The sequence below is a fragment of the Prevotella melaninogenica genome, from assembly GCF_003609775.1.
Classification (GTDB): Bacteria; Bacteroidota; Bacteroidia; order Bacteroidales; family Bacteroidaceae; genus Prevotella; species Prevotella melaninogenica_A.
In genome coordinates this window covers 1540037-1562600 of the sequence record NZ_AP018049.1, presented here as the reverse complement: position 1 = coordinate 1562600, position 22564 = coordinate 1540037, and the positions used below count along the sequence as shown (strand labels likewise).

The 22564-nt window shown below is 40.9% G+C and carries 17 protein-coding genes; 10 read left to right on the top strand and 7 right to left on the bottom strand.

Annotation, left to right across the window (positions count from 1 at the left end; genetic code table 11):
- The first annotated feature begins 7 nt into the window (after positions 1 to 7).
- The 4 genes from PMEL_RS06305 (at position 8) to PMEL_RS06290 (ending at position 7616) form a co-directional block, all read left to right on the top strand.
- Positions 8 to 2995, top strand: coding sequence for a SusC/RagA family TonB-linked outer membrane protein (locus PMEL_RS06305; protein ID WP_120174461.1), 2988 nt, complete (start codon positions 8 to 10; stop codon positions 2993 to 2995).
- Between the two features lie 34 nt (positions 2996 to 3029).
- Positions 3030 to 4769, top strand: coding sequence for a RagB/SusD family nutrient uptake outer membrane protein (locus PMEL_RS06300; protein ID WP_120174460.1), 1740 nt, complete (start codon positions 3030 to 3032; stop codon positions 4767 to 4769).
- 28 nt (positions 4770 to 4797) lie between these two features.
- Positions 4798 to 6036, top strand: a complete 1239-nt coding sequence (locus tag PMEL_RS06295) for a SusF/SusE family outer membrane protein (protein WP_120174459.1) — start codon at positions 4798 to 4800, stop codon at positions 6034 to 6036.
- Positions 6037 to 6167: 131 nt separating this feature from the next.
- Entirely contained in the window at positions 6168 to 7616 is a 1449-nt protein-coding gene (locus PMEL_RS06290; RefSeq protein ID WP_120174458.1) for a signal-peptide-containing protein, read from the top strand.
- Positions 7617 to 8176: 560 nt separating this feature from the next.
- On the opposite strand, the gene PMEL_RS06285 is transcribed toward PMEL_RS06290, so the two are convergent.
- The 5 genes from PMEL_RS06285 to PMEL_RS06265 form a co-directional block, all read right to left on the bottom strand.
- The gene (locus PMEL_RS06285; protein ID WP_120174457.1) at positions 8177 to 8944 is read right to left on the bottom strand and encodes a toxin-antitoxin system YwqK family antitoxin; all 768 of its coding nucleotides are present in this window, start codon (positions 8942 to 8944) and stop codon (positions 8177 to 8179) included.
- Between the two features lie 40 nt (positions 8945 to 8984).
- Positions 8985 to 10349, bottom strand: a complete 1365-nt coding sequence (locus PMEL_RS06280) for a hypothetical protein (protein WP_120174456.1) — start codon at positions 10347 to 10349, stop codon at positions 8985 to 8987.
- Between the two features lie 21 nt (positions 10350 to 10370).
- Positions 10371 to 10706: a transporter gene (locus PMEL_RS06275; protein WP_120174455.1), complete on the bottom strand. Its 336-nt coding sequence runs from the start codon at positions 10704 to 10706 to the stop codon at positions 10371 to 10373.
- Complete coding sequence (locus PMEL_RS06270; RefSeq protein WP_120174454.1) at positions 10703 to 11701, bottom strand: SPFH domain-containing protein; 999 nt, start codon at positions 11699 to 11701, stop codon at positions 10703 to 10705. The genes PMEL_RS06275 and PMEL_RS06270 overlap by 4 nt, the downstream gene beginning before the upstream one ends.
- Positions 11702 to 12009: 308 nt before the next feature.
- Positions 12010 to 14475, bottom strand: coding sequence for a TonB-dependent receptor (locus tag PMEL_RS06265; RefSeq protein ID WP_120174453.1), 2466 nt, complete (start codon positions 14473 to 14475; stop codon positions 12010 to 12012).
- An 841-nt stretch (positions 14476 to 15316) separates the two neighbouring features.
- Between PMEL_RS06265 and PMEL_RS06255 the strand changes: the two genes are divergently transcribed.
- The 3 genes from PMEL_RS06255 to pdxT all read left to right on the top strand — a co-directional run bounded on the left by PMEL_RS06255 (position 15317) and on the right by pdxT (position 17961).
- On the top strand, positions 15317 to 16294 hold the full coding sequence (locus tag PMEL_RS06255; RefSeq protein ID WP_120174451.1) for a bifunctional hydroxymethylpyrimidine kinase/phosphomethylpyrimidine kinase: 978 nt from the start codon (positions 15317 to 15319) through the stop codon (positions 16292 to 16294).
- 216 nt (positions 16295 to 16510) lie between these two features.
- Positions 16511 to 17383, top strand: coding sequence for a pyridoxal 5'-phosphate synthase lyase subunit PdxS (pdxS, locus tag PMEL_RS06250; protein ID WP_120174450.1), 873 nt, complete (start codon positions 16511 to 16513; stop codon positions 17381 to 17383).
- The gene (gene pdxT / locus PMEL_RS06245) at positions 17380 to 17961 is read left to right on the top strand and encodes a pyridoxal 5'-phosphate synthase glutaminase subunit PdxT (RefSeq protein WP_120174449.1); all 582 of its coding nucleotides are present in this window, start codon (positions 17380 to 17382) and stop codon (positions 17959 to 17961) included. The genes pdxS and pdxT overlap by 4 nt, the downstream gene beginning before the upstream one ends.
- 117 nt (positions 17962 to 18078) lie before the next feature.
- Here pdxT and PMEL_RS06240 read toward each other — a convergent pair whose 3' ends face one another.
- Together PMEL_RS06240 and PMEL_RS06235 are read right to left on the bottom strand one after the other, a co-directional pair.
- Complete coding sequence (locus tag PMEL_RS06240; RefSeq protein ID WP_120174448.1) at positions 18079 to 19455, bottom strand: WG repeat-containing protein; 1377 nt, start codon at positions 19453 to 19455, stop codon at positions 18079 to 18081.
- Between the two features lie 627 nt (positions 19456 to 20082).
- Entirely contained in the window at positions 20083 to 20532 is a 450-nt protein-coding gene (locus PMEL_RS06235) for a zinc-binding dehydrogenase (protein ID WP_317125172.1), read from the bottom strand.
- A 353-nt stretch (positions 20533 to 20885) separates the two neighbouring features.
- Here PMEL_RS06235 and greA point away from each other — a divergent pair, with 353 nt between their 5' ends.
- The 3 genes from greA to PMEL_RS06220 all read left to right on the top strand — a co-directional run bounded on the left by greA (position 20886) and on the right by PMEL_RS06220 (position 22538).
- Positions 20886 to 21356: a transcription elongation factor GreA gene (gene greA, locus PMEL_RS06230; protein WP_120174447.1), complete on the top strand. Its 471-nt coding sequence runs from the start codon at positions 20886 to 20888 to the stop codon at positions 21354 to 21356.
- Between the two features lie 21 nt (positions 21357 to 21377).
- Positions 21378 to 21776: an HIT family protein gene (locus PMEL_RS06225; RefSeq protein WP_013264923.1), complete on the top strand. Its 399-nt coding sequence runs from the start codon at positions 21378 to 21380 to the stop codon at positions 21774 to 21776.
- Positions 21777 to 21860: 84 nt separating this feature from the next.
- Positions 21861 to 22538 (top strand): hypothetical protein, encoded by a 678-nt coding sequence (locus PMEL_RS06220; RefSeq protein WP_120174446.1) that lies wholly within the window; start codon positions 21861 to 21863, stop codon positions 22536 to 22538.
- Positions 22539 to 22564 lie beyond the last annotated feature (26 nt).

Here is a 22564-nt window from a genome sequence, read left to right as displayed (position 1 = left end):
AACAATCATGAAACCATTGCAAACTGAGAACAGTTCATGGCACAAAGTTCTTGCCGTCTTGGTGGGACTTATTTGCACATTGAACGTAGCAGCTCAACAAATCAATGTCAAAGGTTCGGTAACTGACCAGCATGGTGAGCCCGTCATCGGCGCAACCATTATGGAGCAGGGAACCAAGAATGGTGTGGTGACAGATATCGATGGAAACTTCGTACTGTCTGTTGCAAGTCCAAAATCACGACTCCGTGTGACTTATATTGGTTACAAGACACAGGAGTTGCCTGTGAATAATCAGACCGATTTCAAAATCAAGTTGCAGGAAGATGCTGCCAATCTTGATGAGGTCGTTGTCGTTGGTTATGGTACGATGGATAAGAAGGAGTTGACCTCAGCAGTCTCTCACGTATCGGCACGTAACTTTACACAAGTAGCAAGCGTAGACCCTTCAATGATGATTCAGGGTAAGGTTGCTGGTGTTAGTATTACTAATACTGGCTCTGGTGACCCTAATAATCAGGCAAGTATTCAGATTCGTGGTGTGTCATCCCGTGCTGCAGGCTTAGGTCCATTGATTGTTATTGATGGTGTACCAGGTGGTAATCTTACTAATATCAACCCAAATGATATTGAGAGTTACGACGTCCTCAAGGATGGTGCAGCGTCAGCAATCTATGGTACACGTGGTTCTAATGGTGTCATCCTTGTGACAACTAAGAAGGGAGCGCGCGATGGTAATCTCCATACAACTTATAATGGTACTGTAGCTTTCGATGTAATCAAGAAAGACCTTGATATGCTTGATGCTGCAGAGTATCGCGCTAATCGCTTGGCATCGGGTACTGGTTATGACCTTGGCGGTTCAACTGATTGGATGAAAGAAGTAGGTCGAGTAGGTGTTCGCACTGTTCATACATTGACGCTTAGTGGTGGTAATATCAAGTCTAATTACCGTGCATCGGTAGACTATCGTGATGCAAAGGGTATTGATAAGTATTCTGGACGTCGTGAGTATGGTGCACGTGTCTCTTTGAATCATACAAATAAGAGTGGTCTTGTTACTTTTGGATTGAATGTAGCACCTCGTATTGCTTATCGTAAGAATGCAACTTGGGATGTATTCCGTAATGCTATGGAGGCGAATCCAACGACACCTGTATGGGATCCGCAGAATTCAGCATTGTATTATAATTTCAAGGGACAGCCAGCAGCATGGAACCCAGCAGAACAAGTGAAACGACAGAAGGATACTGGAACAACCCAGTTGATTGATTGGGATGGTACAGTGAAGCTGAACCTCTTCCCACTCTTGTTGAAGAATCCAGGCAATCAGACATTGACCAGCCAGTTGACCTATGCTGACCACCAGTATTCTAATTACAATCAATGGTTCCGTCCATCAACGAATACGCAAACTATTAATGCTGGTCGTACAGGTGAGGCAAGCCAGAGTTATGGCAAGGAGTCTCTCCAGAGTTTAGAATGGATTAACAACTATACTAACTCTTTTGGTAGTCATAACATTAAAGCAATGTTGGGTTACTCTTATCAGGAGTCCCTTTATTCAGGCTTCAATGCTAATAATAAGGACTTCCCTAATGATGCCTTAGAGGACAACAACCTTGGTACGGGTGCTTACATGAAGGATAAGGACGAGTTAGGTATGGGTTCCTATAAGAATGGTAATAAGCTGATAGCTTTCTTCGGTCGTATAAGCTACGACTGGAAGAGCCGTTATATGGTTACTGCTTCTTTGCGTCATGAGGGTTCAACAAAGTTTGGTGAGGATTATAAGTGGGGTAACTTCCCTGCTGTATCAGCAGGTTGGCGTATCTCTGACGAGGCATTCATGGCAGGAACAAAGAGTTGGTTGACCGACTTGAAACTTCGTGCAGACTATGGTGTTACTGGTAACCAGAACTTCGATAGCTATAGATCGCTTGACACAATGCAGGGCTTTGGCTACTATATGTATAATGGTAAGTCTTATCAGGTATGGGGTCCTGGAAAGAATCCTAATAGTAAACTCCACTGGGAGAAGGGTAAGAACTGGAATATCGGACTTGACTGGGCATTGTTTAATGGTAATCTCTATGGTTCATTTAACTATTACAGCCGTAAGCAGCAAGACCTTTTGGGTGATTATGCAGTACCAGTTCCTCCTTACTTGTTTACAACAACATTCGTAAACGTAGGTACAATGCGTAACTATGGTTTTGAGTTTGATATTACATGGAATGCTATCAAGACAAAGGACTTCTCTTATACTGTGAATGTGGTTGGCTCAACGATGGGTAATAAGTTCGTGAGCTTCAGCAACGATCAGTATGAAGGAAGAAGCTATGAAGATCGTGTAGGTACGCAGGATCCTTATCCATTCCATTATTTGCAGCGCCTTGAAGAGGGTAAGCGTGTTGGTAACTTCTATATGTGGAAGTATGCTGGTATTGACCCACAGGGCCGTTGGATTGTTTACGATAAGGATGGTGATAAAATCTTGGCAGATAACGCAACCGATGAAGATCGTCAGTATGTGGGTAATGGCTTGCCAAAGTTCACGGGTTCAATGACTCACAGTTTCCGTTATAAGAACTTTGATGCAACACTGTTTTTCCAAACAGCACTTGGCTTCGATATCTTTAATATTCATGACTTCTACTATGGAATCAAGAACTTCCAAGGCAATGTAATGGATAAGGCATATAGCAAGAACCTCGCAGTAACACAGAATCCAATTGTTAGCGACTACTTCCTTGAGCCTGGTGACTATCTGAAACTGTCTTCTTTCAGCCTCGGTTACACACTGAATCTGAACAAGAAGTACATTGATGCGATTCGTATCAACTTGACAGCAACCAACCTCTTCACGATTACTAAGTTCTCTGGAATTGACCCATCAACCTATCAGGTGAATGGTCTTGAGCCAGGTGCAACAGGTTCTCGCTCTTACTACCCATCAACTCGACAGTTTATGCTGGGTCTGCAGGTTGACTTCTAAATAATAAGAAAACTTTTTAGACATTGAAAGAACAATGAATAAGATATATAAATATGCTGCTTTGCTAATGATGCCAGCAGCATTGATGACAACTTCCAGCTGTACAGACTTAACAGAAACACTGTACGATCAGGTTGCTTCAAATAACTATTACAATACTAAGGATGATGTTATTCGTGCGGTACTTCGTCCGTTTGAGCATGGATTCTGGAGTATTCAGAGCCGTCAGGTACTGAATGAAGAGACAGCCGATCAGCTGATTACCCCTACTCGTGAAGACTGGTGGGATGATGGTGGACGCTGGGCTAAGCTTCATCAGCACAAGTGGGACAATAAGACTGGTGAAGCACAGTCTGAGTTCAATGGCTGTTATCAGGGCATTGGGCAGGCTAATAAGGTAATTGAAGACCTTAATAACCTCACAGCTTCAAAGTTTGGCTTCTCAGAGGAAGAGTTTAATAACTTGAAAGCACAGAATCATGTATTGCGTGCTTGGTTCTATCTTCGCCTCTTAGATGCTTTCCGTAACGTTTATTTATCTACAAGTTTCTACGATCAATCAAAGAACTCTACAGGGCAGGTTCAGCCTAAGGAAATCTTTGATTTCATAGAGAAAGACTTAAAAGAAGCGCTTCCTCTGTTGACAAAGAAGACTTCTTTGGGTGGTAATCAGAAGCTGCAAGGACAGTGGACACAGGCTGGTGCAGCTGCATTGTTGGTTCGTCTGTATATGAATGCTAAGGTTTATGTAGGTGAAGACCGCTTTGCTGATGCCGAGAAGTATGCTCAGGCAATCGTTGATGGTATGTATGGAACATACGCTGTTGCCGATCGTTGGGATGCTGCCTTCGACTGGGATAATGAGACTTGTGATGAAGTTATCTTCGCATTCCCAGGTTCTTCGGGCGAAACTCACTGGCACTATACGGGCGATTTGTACTGGTGGTCAGTTCCTTCTAAGGCAAATGAGTGGCTTAATGATACAAAGAGCAAGGAGGGTTCACATAATATTAAGTACTCTGCTTCACCAAGTTATAACCCTAAGGGTGAGAAATATACTTTCGAGTTGGGTATGCCTATCGCACAGTTCAAGAAGTATCCTTCTGATGTTCGCTTGAAGATGTATACCAATCTTGGTAATGGTCGTCGTGAAGGTATGTTCATCTATGGTAAAATTAAGTACACTGATGCTGATGGTAACCAGCAGTATCTAAAGGATCACCACGGAACTTATGCACTTGATATCCGCGATGCAGTAGGTGTCTTTGGCGCAACAGATGGTAGTAAGTGGTTGTCAACAAGCGAGAGCAGTATCAAGCATGGTGATGACAACTCTGGTTGGATGTTTGCTAAATATCCACTCTATTCTGATAACGAGAAGGCTCAGCAGCTTGAAGCAGACTATTGCGAGATTCGTTTGCCAGAGATTATCTATAGCCTTGCCGAGTGTAAGCTCCGTAGTGGTGATGTCACAACGGCAGCAAAACTGCTGAATACGGTTCGTAAGCGGAACTATCCATCATCTGACTGGTCAACAGTTCTCTATGCTCCAGAGGGTTCTGCAAGTCTCGATATGAAAGAGATGTTGGCAGAATGGGGCCGTGAGTTCTTCGCAGAAGGTCGCCGTCGTGTTGACTTGATTCGCTTTGGCAAGTTCCAAGATGCATGGTGGGACAAGGAAACAGATGCTGATAAGCACACCGAGATATTTCCATTCCACCCAGAAATCATTGGTGCCCACAAAGGAATGAGGCAGAACTTAGGTTACGAATGATGTTTAACGACTAAAAGCTATTATAGAAATGAAAAAGTTAATGAAATATGGAATGTATCTGATGTTGGCGCTTCTTGCGCCAGCCTCATTCCAATCATGCAACGATGATAAGGATATTGTGGTCATAACAGAAGAACTTCCATTGAAGGTTGATCATCTTTATATGGTGGGCGATGCTACTCCTGCTGGATGGAACATCGGTGAGCCATACGAGATGACACGTGATACAGAGAATAAATATCTCTTTACTTATCATGGTAAACTAAAGACTGGAGAGATTAAGTTACCTCTTTCTAAGGGTGATTGGGGTGCTACATTCGTTTATGCTCCTGCTGCTAATACTGAAATCAACGATAAAGGTGTAGCCAGTGATGCGATTGATATTCGTAAAGGTGGTGCTGATAATAAGTGGAAGGTAACAAAGGCAGGTATCTATACCTTCGCTGTCGACCTCCGCACACGTAAGCTTACTGTTATTTATGAAGGTGAAGAACCAGCAGGTCCAATCGTTCCAATCGAATCTGAATGGTTGTCATTCATCGGTAATGCAACGCCATACGGTTGGGATATTGATGGCTTGAAAGCAAAGGTACAGGACGGTTCTGCTAAGTTTGCTAAGACCTCTTCTAATCCATTACAGTTTACTTATGAGGGGCATTTAAACTTAGGTGAGTTCAAGTTGTCATTTGATAAATCAGATGGATGGAACAACTTGATTCAGGCACCTGTAGCTGATTGTGAGTTCAACCATGATGGTCCTGCAACGCAGGGTATGGTTGTTGGTGGCGATGACAATAAGTGGAAGGTAACAGAAGCTGGTACTTATACGATTGTATTCGACCTCACAAAGCATGAAATTAAGGTAACGAACTTTGTTGCTGATGCACCTGCTCCAGCTGCACCATCTCCTTGGGATACTGAGAATGTATATCTGATTGGTAGCGCAACTCCTGCAGGTTGGTCTGTTGAAAATGGCGTGTCTATCACAAAGACAGGCGACCACCTTTTCTCAATAGAGGTTCAACTTGCAGAAGGAGAGATGAAGTTCATGCTTAATAAAGATGGTTTCTCAAGCGATAAGCCTTATTTCTTTGCTCCAGAAGAGAATACTGTCATCAACGAATCGGGTGTTGCTAAAGACGGACTTTTCTATGGAACTGAGAGTTCTTATGGTGACAAGAAATGGAAGGTGGCTAAGGCTGGAAAGTATAAGCTCACACTCGACTTGAAGAACAAGAAGTTCAAGGCTGAATACATAAGTGCATAACAGAGTTCAATAATAGAAATAACCGGTTAGCTGGTGCTCCAATGCATGGGTTTTGTAATAGTAATGCATGGGTATCGTTAGGCTAAAGGCACACAGCTGCCGGTTAAAACTACTTACGATAGAATAAAACAATGAAGAAATATATTTTAGCAAGCTTGGCTTTCGCTGCTCTTCTGGCAAGTTGTAACAGCAATGAATGGGATGTAACCAGCGATCTGAGTGTTGATAAGACTGACCCAACAGTGGGCCTCACACCTGTTGCAGAGGCTGAAGGTATGGACTATGCACCACTTTATTGGAGTGTATATGGCCATCTTCGTGCACAAGAAAAGGCAGGCTCATTCCCAAATATCTTCACAGAGCAAGACTGGGATGAGGCTATTGACTATGTAGCAACCAATCTCAAATCGCATGGCTATGACATGCTCGTCACTGATGGTTTCGCTTCAATGAGTGGTGACGATGGCTACATGACACGTTATAGCCGCACAGCGAAAGATGAGAGTTCTCCAGAAGTTCCTTTGACAACTATCGTTGCTAAGTTGAAGGCGAAGGGGCTGAAACTTGGTGTTTACGATAGTCCGTTCTGGTATCATTATACTAATCCTGATGCTGTTATTCCAGGAACTGATGGTATTAAGGTGAGCAGTCTGGCTTATGATCCAACAAAAGATAAAGACATCAAGCATCCAAACTCAAAGGATCAGTTTGGTTGGGTAGTAACAGATCACCCAGGTGCAGAGCAGTATTTTGAAGGATTCTTCAAGCATTATTCTGATTTAGGTGTGAAGTTTGTACGTATGGACTTCCTCTCTTGGTATGAAGATGGTATGAATTATACCGACGTTATCGATAAAGGTTATGGTCGTGAGCGTTATGTAAAGGGTATGCAGTGGATTAACAAGTATGCACAGAAGTATGGCGTATATGTTTCACTCGTAATGCCTCACCTCCGCAATAATGCTATTGTCGAGAAGTATGCGGGCAATATGGTACGTATTGATGCCGATGCACTTGAGGGTGGCTGGTATCGTTTTTCTGACAACAATCGTGGTAACCTTCGTGGTGGATGGCCAAACTCTGAGAATGCTTTCGATGGTTTCATCAATTGGTCAAAGATTTCTGGCCGTAAGAAGATTCGTCTTGATGGCGACTTTATCCGTATTGCAAGCTATGCAGATGATAATGAGAAGATGTCTGTCATTTCTCTTCCTTTGATGGCAGGTGGTCCTATCTCTATCACAGATATGCCAACTGGCAACGACTTGAAGTTCTTCCAGAACGATGAGATGCTTGCTTTGCAGAAGGATGGCTTTGTAGGTCAGCCATTAGAGCGTAACCTCTGGAATACTGATGGAGAGGTTTGGTACGGTCAGATGAAGGATGGCTCTTGGGTTATCGGTCTCTTCAATCGTGATCAGGCAGCAGCAACTCGTTCTATCGACCTGACAAAGGTGGGAATTACTGGTACTTGGTCGGCACGTGACCTTTGGAAACATGCTGATGAAGGAACTGTAAGCGATAAGATTGAGGCACTCATTCCTGCACATGGCTGTAAGATTATTAAGCTGACAAAATAAAGACCTCTCTTGCTGATTACTTAATTCAGTAGAAGGTTATAAACAATCGGGCTAAACGGAAGAATCCGTTTGGCCCGATTTTGTTATAGACCTAATTGGGCTAATATGGCTAATTAGGCCAATTAGCCTAATATTTTTTATTAGCCCTATTAGCCCTATTAGGCTAATAGGACTAATAAGCCTAATAGGGCTAATAGTCTGCTACTTTGTCATGATTTTTCACACCTTGAGTTTTGATAGATGCTCTTTTAGCTTCGAAAAGACGCCCAATTGGCTTGTAAAAGATGCCCTTTTAGAGGCTAACTAACGCCCTTTTGAAGCCTAACTAAGCACCTTTTCTCGCACCGTTTTGTAAGTACTTGAATTCTTGTTAGTTACAAGTGCAGATTTAGTAGCTCTTTTTTGTCTTATTTTTTATTGAAAGCAAACTTTATTTGTAAATATATTTCAAACCTGCTCTCCGTTGTATTCACGATGTCTTAGTTTACTTTTATTTACGATAATAGTCTTTTACAGACCATTTTTAATCATTAAGTCAGCAGAATTGATAACTGGGAAGGTTACTCAAACTCTATCACTCCATCCTTATTCAGCTTCAGACGAGGTTTTTTCTCGGGCGTAGTCGTTTGTGTTTCTGTTAGTTTAATAGGGGTTGTTTTGCGACTTACAGTTGTCTTGTTACTTGTAGAGGAAGAGTGATTAGAGCGTGTGATAGCTGTTTTCTTCTGTGGCTTAGCCGTAGGTTTATGTGCTGTTGCTGATTTTTTCTTAAATGGAACAAAGCGGGTAGTCATTGGTTCTAACTCATCATCGTACTCACTCTCGTATTCTCTATATTTATAGGTAATACCTTTGTCAGAAATGATGGTGTCAGCCATGCATATTCCATTACGGTATCTTGCACGTCGTATGATATCCTTGCCATTCTTGTCATATTCGTATGTCATCCCATTTAATTTATCATTATGATACATCTGCGTAAAATGAATGGCGGGTGTTTCATCTGCACTTTGTATAGGGTGGTACATTGTTGATTTACCTTCAAATCTACCGCGGTCATAGTTAATGATAGCCTCTATCTTTCCAAATTCATTATAAAACTTAAGCGTCCCATGTAGCTTTCCTTCTTGATAGTTAAGCTCTGAATAAAGTGTTCCGTCTTTTGTGTAATTAATGCAAGAGCCTTCTTTAAATCCCCATACCTTATTTCTGTGATAGATGCTTTTAATTTGTCCATTGTCATATTTATCAACGAACTCTTTTGTCTGTGCATTTGCTTGGAGAGAGAAAATGCATAACAGTAGTAGCAGGATATATTTCGTGTTCATATATGATGTTCTTAATGTCATACGCCAGAGTTGGTATCTTTTAATTTGCTGGTACTTTGTAACTATCGGGCATTGTGAAATAGTATGTCAACTGACCATTGGTTATGCTAAAACTATAAACGTTTTTTAGTGTTGGTTCACTTGGACGAGCTATATCACCTTGAAACCATATCTGTCCATTACTAAGTGTACAAAATTTCACATCCTTAATAGCTTTTTCTGGAGCTTGTGTCCATAAGATTTTGCCATTTGTTGCCCTTAACTGAAATACAGGTACGGTAGTCTCTGATATGTTAGGGGTATAGGATATTAATATATAGTTGGCATCTTGGTAGATGATTTTAGCATTAAAGGCTGTAAACCAGTCTGTAATAGGGCTATCGCTAACGAGTCGATCATCATGTATCCACAATTTTTCACCTATGTCGTCGAAGGAATATCTATTCTGTGGATCTCCTAAATGGTACTTAAAGTGTATTTTGATAAAACGGTATTTACCACCATTATTAGTTGAAGAATTAGCATTTTTCTTCTGAAGACAATAGTAAATGCTGTCTCTAAATTCACCATTAAGTTGTGAGGGTGGCAAATCTTGGGCATAATTAAAAGCTTCTTCCGTATAGAGTCTATCTGTTCCGGGGAAATAGTAATACATTTCTGCCAAGTTGTTGACAACCTTTATGCCCTCCCCATACTCGTCATACAGTAGCTTAGCACTGGAAACACCAGTACTCATAGCATTCTTTTTTTCAAAGAGCGACTTCGTTACATCTTTCATTGTGAGCTGTTCTGGGGATACTTCAAAGATGTAACGTTCGGAAACTATAAAGAACCAACGGTGTGCCTGATTGAAATATCTTAGATTATAATAGTCGTATGAAGCCATGCGGAAGTCAAAAACTGCCTCACCAGTACCCAATAATTGTTCGGCAAGAATTTTCCCTGTTTTAATATCACGGAATCCATAATAAACCCCATCAATGTGTTTTGGGTCTTTATCCATACCTGTTGAGAAGTCTCTTCCAACAATATAAAAGAGACAGGCATTGCCTTTATGGCTCATTGTAACAGCCATATAGGTATCTTCGTCAACATCAATAGAATCTTTTTGGGATAGTATTGAAGAAGAATTTGGCGATGATGATAAAAAAATGAGGAGTAAAACAAAGAAAACTCCTATAGCTATAGCTAACAAAGCATACATTCCTAATTTCCTTACTATATCTATAGTGTCATTAGATGAGGGGATATAGTCAAAGCGATGGTTGACGTTGATATTGATATCATCGTCGTCTATATAGTATTCGGTTCCACAGCTTTGGCATAGATAACACTTATCTTCTTTGTGTGTATGCTTCTCGCTACCGCAGTTCGGACATTTTATTGGTTTTATCTTTGTTCCCATTTAGGATTTTTACAGGGTTTATTATTTCTTTTTATAGTGTAGTGCCAGATAGACAAGTATAGCCTGAATGGCGTTTAATATTACAAACATGATAACCCACCAGTTGTTCATCAAGTGTTCGGGAGCTATCAGTCCACTGAAATACTCTATGATTCCAATCAGAGCGAAGATAATGCCTAAGCTCAATCTGTGGGTACTTTCTGCGCGGCAAAGGAAGAGTATGATAATTAGAAGGGTATTGACAAGAATTGCTATGCTGGTGAATAGCATGTTTGTCAGTGAATATGCAGATAGCAAGAGCCCTACTATGATATTTACAGTGAGTATGGCTAATGCTGGAATAATTACCTTTTTCATAATTTTGATAGTATTTCGTTCTTTTTCTTTTCGTATTCTTCTTCGGTGATAAGTTGCTCATTAAGGAGGTTTTTCAGCTTTCTGAGTCGTTCTGTTATTTCTCCTTCTGTGGCATTTTCTTTACCTTGTGTCTTGAAGATGTCTTGTGCTAACTGTAATCCTGCACCCATTTGTAGCCCTGCACCAGCAAGTCCTCCTTCGTTGCGTGCTGCTTCACGGAGTGCTTCAAGCTTCTGCATACTAACATAATCAAGGTCGACTTCTGCAGCTGCTTGCTTCTCTGTGGTCATGTTAGCTATTCTTCCAATACGCTCCAAAGTTTCTTCATCGAAGGTAACTGAATTGATTCGGAAGTCAGTAAGTTTCAAACCTAAGCGTTCGAGTTCCTCTGCAGTCTTGTTTTTCAAGTCCTCTGACATCTCCATAAGATGTGTGTCAACTTCTCGATAAGAGTAAGCCTTCTCTGCAAGGAAGGTGGTCAGTGGTGTTATGATGCGTGAAGATACAAGCTCTTGTACGTCTTGACTATAATAGTCGCTGATAGGTCCAAGTAATGTTACGAACATCTTCTCTGGGTCGGAAATAACAATAGAGAAGTTACCACAGGCACCAAGGGTTATAGGGAGCTTATATTCTGGCTCAAAGTATTTGACAGGTGAAGGTGTTCCCCATAAAATGTTAACCATTTCAGCAGTGCGAAAGAAATAGAAACGCATCTTATGTTCACTATCTGTTTGCTGTGCAAGATTGAGTAGCGAAGTGATAAAGGGATGATTGGAGGTTTCCATTTCATAGATGCCTGGTTCGGTAAGAGTATCTTTTACCTTTCCATCATAAACGATGATGCAACCTTGTCCCGGAGCAACGATAAGTTTACTTGCATTCTTTATTTCATCTGTAGTGGTTTCCAATTGATGAAATAATAGGTTAGTTTTCTGCTCTTTCCATTCTATGACAGTTCGCAATTGGCGTCTGAAAATATCTGTTAATCCCATAGCTTTATTGTTTCTTTTTCAAATTTGTTTAATAATTGCTGTACAATTAGTTGTGGTGTCTACCTTTATTTTAATATGCAAATGTACTGATTTGTATTGGAAAGAGCAAAAAATAGTAGAAAAAGGTGAGTCTAATTCTATCTCAAAAAGTTCAGTAAGTTCTTGTTTTTTGTTTGAAAGCAAAATTTATCGCATGGTGGTTTGCTTGTTTTCATTTTGTACTTAGTTGTATAAAACAAAGCAGCCGCATTACCAGTGGGGCAATGCGACTGCGACCTAAGTTTCAATAAAATAATTCAGAGAGTGTCTTATAGTTTAACGCTGAGACCTACATACCATGTTGCACCATATACTGGAGCATACATGAAGGCTGCGTCGTCTGTGTGTTTCTCGTCCTGAATATAGCTGAAGATATTCTTAGCACCTGCATAAACAGTACATGAACCAAAACGCTTTGCAGCGCGGCAGTTGAAGAGCATGAAGGTGTTTGTCTTCTTAATCTTTGATGTTGCACCATCGTCCTCAGAGTTGTAGTCGATGTACATTCTTCCCTGCAATGAACTTGTGAGAGAGAAACTCCATGTGCCAGGAGTATAATCGAGGTCGATATCGCCAGTCATTGCTGGGAAACGAGAAACGTTACGGCTGTCTTTCGCATACTGCAAACGCTGTGGGAACTCCTTTACAGTCTCATCGTTAGGGTCTGACCAGTCGGCACGCTCGTGCTTGAACTTACCTTGATTGAAGGTCCAGTTAATACCAGCATTGAAGTTACGGAAGAGGTTTGCCTTTGCACCTAATTCTACACCCTGTACGTAAGCATCGTCAACATTCTCCCACTGGTAAGAGTAACCGAACTTCTTAACCTCATCGTCTGCAGGAGAGAACTGAATCTTATCCTTCAAGTTGGTACGGAAGAGGTTGATGCTGAACTGATACTTCTTTGCATAGTAGTCTGCAGAGAGGTTATAGCTGATAGCACGCTCGCCCTTGAGGTTAGATGATTTCCACACACGTGGCGAACCACTACAGAGGTGGAGGTCCTCAGAGAATCCGTAAGGTGCACGGAAACCAGTACCTACATTGGCACGAAGTACGAGAGAAGGAGTCAATTCATATTTGATAGCAATACGTGGATTAACTGTTGTTTTGCTGAACTTTGTTGTTGGGAAGGCGCTGTCTGAAACCTTTACGCTGGTTGTGTACTCCTCACCAGAGCTATGTGAATCGATGCGGATACCTGGTACAACGGTCAACTTTGGTGTTACATTCCACTCATCCTGTACGAAGAAACCAAGTTCGTTAGCATGCTTCTTACCGATAGAAGTGTAAGGAACGCCATAGTAAGGACTTGTTTTCTCGTCCTCAGCAGAAATAACATAGAGTCCAGTCTCACGCAAACGAGTGAAATAACCCTGTACACCACCAAGCAATGTGTGGTTACCAAGGATTGAAGTGAAGGTGAGCGATGGTGTCACCGTATTCTCCTTAGCAATGTATGGGCGCATGATAGAAACGTCAGGTTCTGCACCGTCCTCATCTGGATGTGCTGGATCCTTGTGAGAATCCATATAATCATGGAGGAAGGTATCGTTTGTTGCTTGACGTTTGTGATATACGTAAGCAGTTGTGAGGTTCAGTTCTGAGTGCTTACCGATAGGCAAGGTGTAAGCGAGGTCAGCTGAAAGACGGTTGGTACGGATGTCCTCAGTACCATCAGTGTATGGGTTCAGATATTGATCGTTTGTCATGACACCACCGAAACGGTGCTCATCAATCGCCTTACCACGCAGTACGAGTTTATCGTTCTTAGCAAAAGGCTGATAGAAGTAAAGGCTAAAACCAAGGTTGTTCATCGTCTCGTCTACACGATCAGAGATGCCATCCTTGTTCTTTACTTCCTTACGTGTAAGACCATTCTGTGTGCGGTCGATAGCATCCATCTGTGTACGCTGTGCGAATACACTCAGACCGATGTTGTTATAACGCATAGATCCAGAACCCTTATAGCTCTTGAAACCAAAGTTTCCAAACTGAATATCACCATTAACAGATGGCTCAAAGGTTGGTTCCTTTGAGATAATGTTGATAGCACCAGCAACGGCACTACTTCCATAGAGGGCAGAACCAGCACCCTTAACCACCTCAAGGCGGTCGATATCATTGGTTCCAATCTGCTGAAGACCGTAAACACCAGCAAGACCAGAGTAGATAGGCTCACCATCAATGAGTACCTGTGTGTGCTCAGCACCCAAGCCTTGCATGCGTACTTCAGAGAAGTTACAGAACTGGCACTGCTGTTCTACGCGAATACCTGGTACACCTTCAAGTGCTTCGTATAAGTTTTGGGCGTTCTTCTTAGTGATAGCTTGTGATGTAAGAACCTCTGTACGGATAGGTACATCCTTTACAAAGTGGCTGGTACGAGTACCAGTTACAACGACCTGACTCAACTCCAATGGGTCTTTTTCCAGTTCAAAGTAGACCTCAGAACCTTTATTATTAACCATGTCTACCTCTTTTTCCTGCTGCTGATAACCAGCGAGTGTAGCTATGATAACCTGCTTTCCAACAGGAAGATTACTTAATTTGAAGTGTCCAGTAGCATCACACTGTGTTTTAAGGTTCGTACCTTTTACTTGGATTTTAGCATGAGAGAGGTGTTGTCCACCTTCTTTTGCCTTTACGTCACCGAAGAGCATTGCGTCGGTGTTTTGTGCCATGGATACAAGAGAGCATAACATGGCGGTCAAGATTAGTAAATATTTCTTCATTATGTTATTATATGGTTTGTAAATAACTTTGCAAAGTTATGTTTTTTTTATAAACGTGTCAATACCGAATAGTAGGTATTGTGAAGGTTCTTCCGTTAAATACGTAGATTGTTTATAGAATGAGATTCATCCACATACATGGTATGATTTCCTCCAATAAGATTGTTTTATAAAGGCTCAACACCCAATAACCATCCCCCAACACCCAATAACCATCCCCCAACACCCAACACCCATCACCCAACACCGGTATAATTAGCTCCAATAAGATGGTTTTATAAAGGGGGATAAACTACATGATAAATGTCATTAGGTACGAAGTCTATCTGTCTTCACAAACAACTTATTCCCTTATTACTTGAAGTTTGTAAACTATTTTCGTGTAGTTCAAAACCAATACATGCTCTTTGGGCTTCTAAAAGACGCCCTTTTGGCTTGCAAAAGGTGCCCTTTAAGACCCTTATTAACGCCCTTTTGAAGTCCAATTAAGCACCTTTTCTTATACCATTTTATAACTAATTGATTTACTGTTGGTTGCGAACCTGCTTCTTATATGTGTTTTTGCCATTATTTACAGATGTTTTAATTGAAATTATGTAATGATTTTTCAATTCCTTATCTACATGTTTTCGAAGTCTTAAAATGAAAAGGTTTTCAATGAAATTGGATGATAATAGGGTGGATAGATTCCTTTGATGTATGTGAGTCTATAAGCTTTTTGATTGCTGTAAGGCTAATAAGGTTAATCAGACTGATAAGCCTAATAAAAGTCAGAAATGTAGTTTTTCTTGTCAATTTAGGAATAACTCTTGCAGGTTTCAATATTTTCAATTTACTTTGTATGCAAAACAATAAACCTAAACTGTTGAAGACAATTCTCACAATAACAGGTTCAGATAGCACTGGTGGCTCTGGTGTGCAGGCTGATATCAGAACGATAGCAACCTTAGGAGGCTATGCTGTGTCGGCTGTAACGTCTGTCACGGTGCAGAATACTTTGGGTATTCAGGCTTTCTATGACCTTCCTGCGGAGATTGTTAGAGGACAGATTGAGGCGATTATCAATGATATGCAGCCTGACACGGTGAAGGTGGGAATGATTAGAACCACAGAAACCTTGGCTGTCGTGGTGGATGCACTGTTGAAGTATCGTCCTCATCATATTATATATGACCCAATTGTGACGGCAAGTAATGGTGACAGATTGATGACAGATGACGTGATTATGCAGATACGTTGTCGATTGCTGCCACTTTGTTCGCTTGTTATTTTGCGTGAGGGAGAGGCAGAAAAAATCTTTGATTGCTCTTCATTGAAGGGAGAAGGGAGTCGAACAGTCCGCTCGTTTGTGTTGGACGACCCTTTGCAGCATGGTCTTGCTAATAGTTTTTCGTCTGCACTTGCAGTCTATCTCAGTCAAGATGAGCCAATGGAAGAGGCGTTACAACATGCTCGGGAATATGTACGAACGCTTGTGGCAAGGAAGAGTGATATCAGTGGACGAAGTAGTCAGCTATACAATGAATTTTTAGAAGCAGTGCAAGAGCATTATCATACTAATCGTGATGTAGCTTTTTATGCTGATTGTCTGAATGTTTCTCCACGTTATTTGTCGCAGGTGGCGCATCGTATATCTGGCAAATCACCAAAGTGTATCATTGATCATACGCTTGCAGAAGCCCTCGCCTGTCAGCTTCGAACGACACAGAAAACAATACAAGAGATTGCATACGAGCATGGCTTTGCCTCACAAGCTCAGTTCTCTAAGTTCTTTAGAAAGCAGATGGGGCAGACTCCAAGTGAGTGGAGAAGGTCGTAGGGGGACCTCCCCCAGCCCCTCCAAAGGAGGGGAGTGCCTAACGGGATAAAGTAGGGGACAGCATGTTGGGTTTTAAAGCTCATAAATCCATGTATTGTTCTTACGCTTCTCTCCTCGTTTTAAAGGGATTTTCTAATATTAACTAACACATATAACTTCTTTATGTACATTCATTTGTGAATGTAGCATGGTAGAAATCTAAAAATTTAAAGTAATATGACAAATAGACAAGAACTAAACCGCAACCTCGCTCAGATGTTGAAGGGCGGTGTAATCATGGACGTAACAACACCAGAGCAGGCTCGTATTGCTGAAGCTGCAGGTGCTTGTGCAGTAATGGCATTGGAACGTATCCCTGCTGATATTCGTGCAGCTGGTGGCGTTTCACGTATGAGTGACCCTAAGATGATTAAAGGTATTCAGGAGGCTGTAACCATCCCTGTGATGGCAAAGTGCCGTATCGGCCATATCTCTGAGGCGCAGATTCTGCAGGCAATAGAGATTGATTACATTGATGAGAGCGAAGTGCTTTCTCCTGCTGATAATATCTATCATATTGATAAGACTCAGTTTGAGGTGCCATTCGTATGTGGTGCGCGTAATTTGAGTGAAGCATTGCGTCGTATTGCAGAGGGTGCAACAATGATTCGTACGAAGGGTGAGCCTGGTACAGGTGATGTTGTGCAGGCTGTTAGCCACATGCGTCTGATGCAGAGTCAGATTCGTGAACTCGTTAGCAAGCGTGAGGACGAACTCTTTGAAGCTGCTAAGCAGTTGCAGGCTCCATACGAACTCGTGAAGTATGTACATGAGAATGGTAAGCTTCCTGTAGTGAATTTCGCTGCTGGTGGTGTGGCTACTCCTGCCGATGCTGCGTTGATGATGCAACTCGGTGCTGAGGGTGTCTTCGTTGGTTCTGGTATCTTCAAGAGCGGTGACCCTGCTAAGCGTGCTGCTGCTATCGTTAAGGCGGTTACAAACTATAATAACCCTAAGGAGTTGGCACTCTTGTCAGAAGACTTGGGTGAGGCTATGGTTGGTATCAACGAGCATGAGATTGAAGTGCTCATGGCTGAGCGCGGACAATGAGAATTGCCGTTCTTGCCCTGCAGGGAGCGTTCTTAGAGCATGAGATGATGCTCAATAAGTTGGGCGTCGAATGCTTTGAGGTGCGTCGATTAGAGGATTGGCAGCAGGAGAAAGATGGATTGATAATCCCAGGTGGTGAGAGTACCACGCAAGGAAAACTCCTTCGCGAACTTGGACTGCTTGAACCTATTCGTGAAGCCATCGAAACTGGGTTGCCAGTCTTTGGTACTTGTGCCGGCTTGATACTCCTTGCTCGTGAGGTAGAGGGGAATAGTCCGTCTGCTCCTGTTCCTCCTCGATTAGGTACAATGAATATGACAGCTGCTCGTAACGCCTACGGTCGTCAGTTGGGTAGTTTCCATACGGAGGCTTCTTTTAAGGGAATTGAGGGCAATATTCCTATGACTTTTATCCGTGCACCTTATATAAAGGAAGCGGCTGGAGAGGTAGAAATACTTTCAGAAGTTGATGGTCATATCGTTGCTGCTCGTCAAGGAAATCAGCTTGTTACTGCTTTTCATCCTGAATTGGATAGTGATACGCGTGTACATGAATACTTCTTGGAAATGGTGAAGTGATACTTTTGATAGAAAAGTAAAAACAAACGTAAAATAAATAGGCTGCCATAGACATTTATAAATGCTTATGGCAGCCTTTTCTTTGGTAGCTTTAATGAATTTGAGAGGAGACTTTCGTTATTCCTTTTTTATTTCCTTAAAGTTCCAGTCGTATTCTGGATTGTTTCTGCTTATGTCCATAACTTGGAAATAATCATCGTAAGCCAGGATAGGATGGGGAATCATGCCAAAGACGAGTTGATTCTTAAAGTCGATGATGCCATATTTGTTATCTTTGCTTACCACAAACTTGTTATCCCCCACTTTGTACAGCTCGCTGTCGTACATATATGGTATAACGACTTTGTCGTCTTTGTCAACTATACCATATTTGCCATTCAATTTTACGCAATAAAGACTATCTTCTACCGCTATTGAAATGTCTTCGTACTTAAACGGGAAGAGTAGGTCGAGTGTTAGCTTGTTTAGAAGGGCTTTTTTCCCTTCTTTTTCAATGACTGCATACGGACCGCTTGTTTCTCTTATATCGTTGAAATGCAGCGATTGAAAGATACTGTTGTCTTTCAAAGAGCAAAGTATATAGCCCTTTTCGTCTTCCAAAGCAATATGGTCACGTATATAAATCTTAGAAAACGATTTATATTTTAATGGGATTAAAACCTCGTTTGAAAGGTTGATAACCCCAAAGCGTGCGTTTTGTTTTACGATAAGATAGTCCGTTTTACCACTCGAAATATTATAGTATGAATCCATAGACTCATATTGCGGCTTTATCAGTACACTGTCTTCTTCATTCAGTAAGCCAAACTTACCTTCATTATCTGCGAATATAAAATAAGAAAGTCGTTCGGAATTACCATTTTCTTTTATCCAATTGATTATTTGTCCTTTTATTGAGATACCTTTTAACAGTGTTTGTTTGTCTCTTTTCAGATAATCTTTTTTCTCACCTTTTTGGAAGTAATAATGGCCGTTAGCAAATTTTACGTCATCGTATTCTGACTTTATCAGACGTTCGCCCTCGGCATTGAACATGCCGTATTTACTTTTTTCTTTTACTATAAGATTAGCGGCTTTACCAAAACCTCTGTCTATGCTGGAGATATTTTCGTATTCTGCTGATAGTATTTCCTTCCCTTCGTAGGTATAGAGTCCTTGTAGCCCATTCAGATATACCTTCCAAAAAAAGCTCCAACTATCGCCAAAACGTTCTATCTTGTTGTATTTTATAGGTATTAATTCCTTCCCTTGAATGTCGTAAATTCCTTTCAGATGGTTTTTAGTCACAATAAACATGTGACCTTTTAAGGGTTTAATGCTGTCAATATTATTTAAAAGCAATTTACCATCTTCTGAGTAAACCGAAAGTTTCCCAGTTTTATTATCTTCTTTTATTTTCCAAAGGGATTTAGGTAGGACAACAGCTATCTGCGCCTTTACAGCTACCCAACAGAATAAGGAAAGTATTGATAGAAATGTTCTTAAAGTTGTCATCTTTAGCCAAGTTCTTTCATATTAAAGTTTATGATGCAAAGATAACGAAAAAAATCCATTAACAAGATGTTTATGTTTTCTACCGAGTCTTAATCCCATATTCCTTATTTTCATAGCAAGTTTCTTTCCGTTTGGCCACATCTTGCAGTGTGTTAAGTGTTCCGCACCATTGGTGTTTACCCTCCGCACAATATGTGCTAAGCATCAACACGAGATGTGCTGAATGTAAACACACTGGTTGGAGATGGCAAAAATGGCTTTTGCTGGTCGTTATTATAATAATAAGATACGAATAAGTAGCTTTATGAAAGATGCTTGTAGGGCTGTACTAATAAGTTCTGTAAGCCTATATTTAGCGATAAAATGTTTGGAATATCAGACTTAAAGACATAAAAAAAGGACTACCGCTGTAGTCCAACCTTTGTTAACCTTAAATCTAATACTATGAAAAACACGTTGCAAAGGTAAAGAGTATTTTTTATATTTGCAACTTTTTCAATGTGTTTTTTAAGCAAATGATGTATTATTGATTTATATCAAGTAGAATATATGACAAATTGATAGTTTAATATAATTTATTATCAATCACCACAACTGGCTTGATGAGATCGCGTGGTTTGTCTTTCATCAGGTTAAGTGATTCCTCCATGTGTCAAAGCCATTGAAGCGATGAGTCAAAAGATGTGATAGGTTTAGTCTACCTGATGTAACCAACTTGGCGAGCTTTTCCATACGAAGACGACCACCTGGCATCAATCCGCCTCTAATGGTCTTGTGTCCCATACCAACACCCCACTCAACACGAGGGATATTAATCGTTTCTCCAGAGCCGAGATAGTTGACATTACCGATAGTTCCACCCGGTTTGAGTATGGTGACAGCTTCTGCAAAGGTATCAACTGTTCCGCCTGCAATGACGATACGATCAACGCCACGTCCCTTAGTTAGTTTCATCACTTGTTCGGCAATAGGACCATTGTGGTAGTCGATAATCTCATTTGCTCCATACTTGCGTGCAGCATCAGCACAAACCTTTCTGCTGCCGACAGCATAGACATTTTTATATTTGCAAGTGATTTCAGGGAAAAGAAAGCTGTGGTTTTACTATTGTTGAAGGGGGAGATTTTGTGGGAAGATTAGGCGATGATTAGGTGTAGAAAGCTTAATGTGCAGAGGTCTGGTATAAAGAGAGTTGAATAAAAAATGAAAGAAAACGTAAAGTCTGAAAGAAAAGTTGTAATAAGGCTTATAAAAATGCAATTTTATCCTCTAAAACTTTGTTATGTCATTTTTTAAGCCTATCTTTGCAAAAAAAAATAAAGAGATTAAGGCGTTTAAGGATATGGGATTCCGGCATTCAGTGAGATGATGTTGGAATTCTATCTTTTTTATGTCTATTGAAAAACGATTAATTTTTAAAACAAGATATTATGGCTTATATGTCACAGGAAGGTTACGACAAACTCGTAGCCGATTTGCAGTATTTAGAATCTGTTGAACGTCCAAAGGCATCTACTGCTATTGCCGAGGCTGCCGATAAGGGTGACTTGAGTGAGAATTCTGAGTACGATGCTGCTAAGGAGGCACAGCGTCATCTTGAAGCGCGTATAGCTGAGATGAAGATGACCGTGGCACAAGCAAAGATTGTTGATGTGTCACGTTTGAGTACTGATGCCGTACAGATTATGTCTACTGTTGAGATGACAAACGTAAAGACAAATGCTAAGATGAAGTACACGATTGTCAGCGAGACTGAGGCTAACCTGAAGCAGAATAAGATTTCAATTAAGACTCCTATCGCACAGGGCTTGTTGAATAAGAAGGTGGGTGATGAGGTTGAAATCACTATTCCTCGTGGTACTGTCACTCTGCGCATTGACAAGATTTCAATTGATGCATAACAACAAAACAAGGAGGTTTGTATGACTATATTCAGTAAGATTGCAGCGGGTGAGATTCCAAGCTACAAGTGTGCAGAGAACGAACAGTTCTATGCTTTTCTTGACATCGATCCAGTAACAAAGGGACATACACTTGTCATTCCTCGTAAGGAGGTTGACTATATCTTCGATATGGAAGATGAGGAACTTGCAGCCTTTGAGGTTTTTGCAAAGAAAGTTGCGCGTGCTATAAAGACTGTCTTTCCATGTAAGAAGGTGGCTCAGGTCGTTTTAGGATTAGAGGTTAATCATGCACATATCCATCTCTTGCCAATGAACAGTGAGGCTGATGTTAATTTCAAGCATCACGTACAGGTTGAGGCTGAGGAGCAGAAGGAGATTGCAGCAAAGATTTTCAAGGCTTTCCAGGAATTGGATTAAGTGATAGCTGCTGAAACAGAAAACGAACAAAACGGAGATATATCATAAGGGTTATATCTCCGTTTTTGCTTATAAAAAATCTCTATGAAGGAAATGAGGGATGATAATTGGTCAGATTGGTTGATTAATGACAAGCTCCGCTGGGAGAGATTTGGCTTGTTTGGTTGGAAAGAACGTGTAAGCATGTGGACTGGGATTGTATTGGGTAGTCTTTTGTTCATTACTATCCTTGTTGTAGCTTTCTTAATTCTTAATATGGGTAACAAACTTTATAGCTATACCTTAATGCCTTTCAGTGGATTGCCTATTAATCATACAATGGTTTTTGTTATCTTGGATGCCATCCTAAGTTTTACAATCATTGTCTCAAATAAGCGTTGGAGAAGAGGGAATAATCGTGTGACTATGTTCTTCTTGCTCATGTTTTTCAATCCTGTCTTATGTTATTTCCTATTTGGTTTCGTTTCTTTTGCTATTCTGTACCCCAACTCTAATTATGGTAACAAAGAGATAATAACGCAGAGGGCTATATTCACAGGGAAAGTTAGAAGAGTGTCAAGGAGCAATAATGTTTCTTGTTATAGCTTTTATCTTCCCAACATGAAGCGAAATGTCGTGATTAGTAGTGGGTTCGATTATGACTGGAAAGATAAGACCGCTTGTGATATCTATCTACATAAAGGTTATTTTGGGATGTATGTTGTAGATAGTGCGGTGTATAAAGAAGATTTGTATTATTCAACAACACTTGTTGCTGAATGATGAATAACTACCCACCTTTACCCAAA

Excerpts from the sequence above, each read along its gene's own strand:
- PMEL_RS06280 (WP_120174456.1), bottom strand. The coding sequence starts at position 10,349 with ATGGGAACAAAGATAAAACCAATAAAATGTCCGAACTGCGGTAGCGAG.
- PMEL_RS06290 (WP_120174458.1), top strand. The coding sequence starts at position 6,168 with ATGAAGAAATATATTTTAGCAAGCTTGGCTTTCGCTGCTCTTCTGGCA.
- PMEL_RS06275 (WP_120174455.1), bottom strand. The coding sequence starts at position 10,706 with ATGAAAAAGGTAATTATTCCAGCATTAGCCATACTCACTGTAAATATC.
- PMEL_RS06300 (WP_120174460.1), top strand. The coding sequence starts at position 3,030 with ATGAATAAGATATATAAATATGCTGCTTTGCTAATGATGCCAGCAGCA.
- pdxS (WP_120174450.1), top strand. The coding sequence starts at position 16,511 with ATGACAAATAGACAAGAACTAAACCGCAACCTCGCTCAGATGTTGAAG.
- PMEL_RS06220 (WP_120174446.1), top strand. The coding sequence starts at position 21,861 with ATGAAGGAAATGAGGGATGATAATTGGTCAGATTGGTTGATTAATGAC.
- PMEL_RS06265 (WP_120174453.1), bottom strand. The coding sequence starts at position 14,475 with ATGAAGAAATATTTACTAATCTTGACCGCCATGTTATGCTCTCTTGTA.
- pdxT (WP_120174449.1), top strand. The coding sequence starts at position 17,380 with ATGAGAATTGCCGTTCTTGCCCTGCAGGGAGCGTTCTTAGAGCATGAG.
- PMEL_RS06240 (WP_120174448.1), bottom strand. The coding sequence starts at position 19,455 with ATGACAACTTTAAGAACATTTCTATCAATACTTTCCTTATTCTGTTGG.
- greA (WP_120174447.1), top strand. The coding sequence starts at position 20,886 with ATGGCTTATATGTCACAGGAAGGTTACGACAAACTCGTAGCCGATTTG.
- PMEL_RS06225 (WP_013264923.1), top strand. The coding sequence starts at position 21,378 with ATGACTATATTCAGTAAGATTGCAGCGGGTGAGATTCCAAGCTACAAG.
- PMEL_RS06305 (WP_120174461.1), top strand. The coding sequence starts at position 8 with ATGAAACCATTGCAAACTGAGAACAGTTCATGGCACAAAGTTCTTGCC.
- PMEL_RS06255 (WP_120174451.1), top strand. The coding sequence starts at position 15,317 with ATGCAAAACAATAAACCTAAACTGTTGAAGACAATTCTCACAATAACA.
- PMEL_RS06270 (WP_120174454.1), bottom strand. The coding sequence starts at position 11,701 with ATGGGATTAACAGATATTTTCAGACGCCAATTGCGAACTGTCATAGAA.
- PMEL_RS06285 (WP_120174457.1), bottom strand. The coding sequence starts at position 8,944 with ATGAACACGAAATATATCCTGCTACTACTGTTATGCATTTTCTCTCTC.
- PMEL_RS06295 (WP_120174459.1), top strand. The coding sequence starts at position 4,798 with ATGAAAAAGTTAATGAAATATGGAATGTATCTGATGTTGGCGCTTCTT.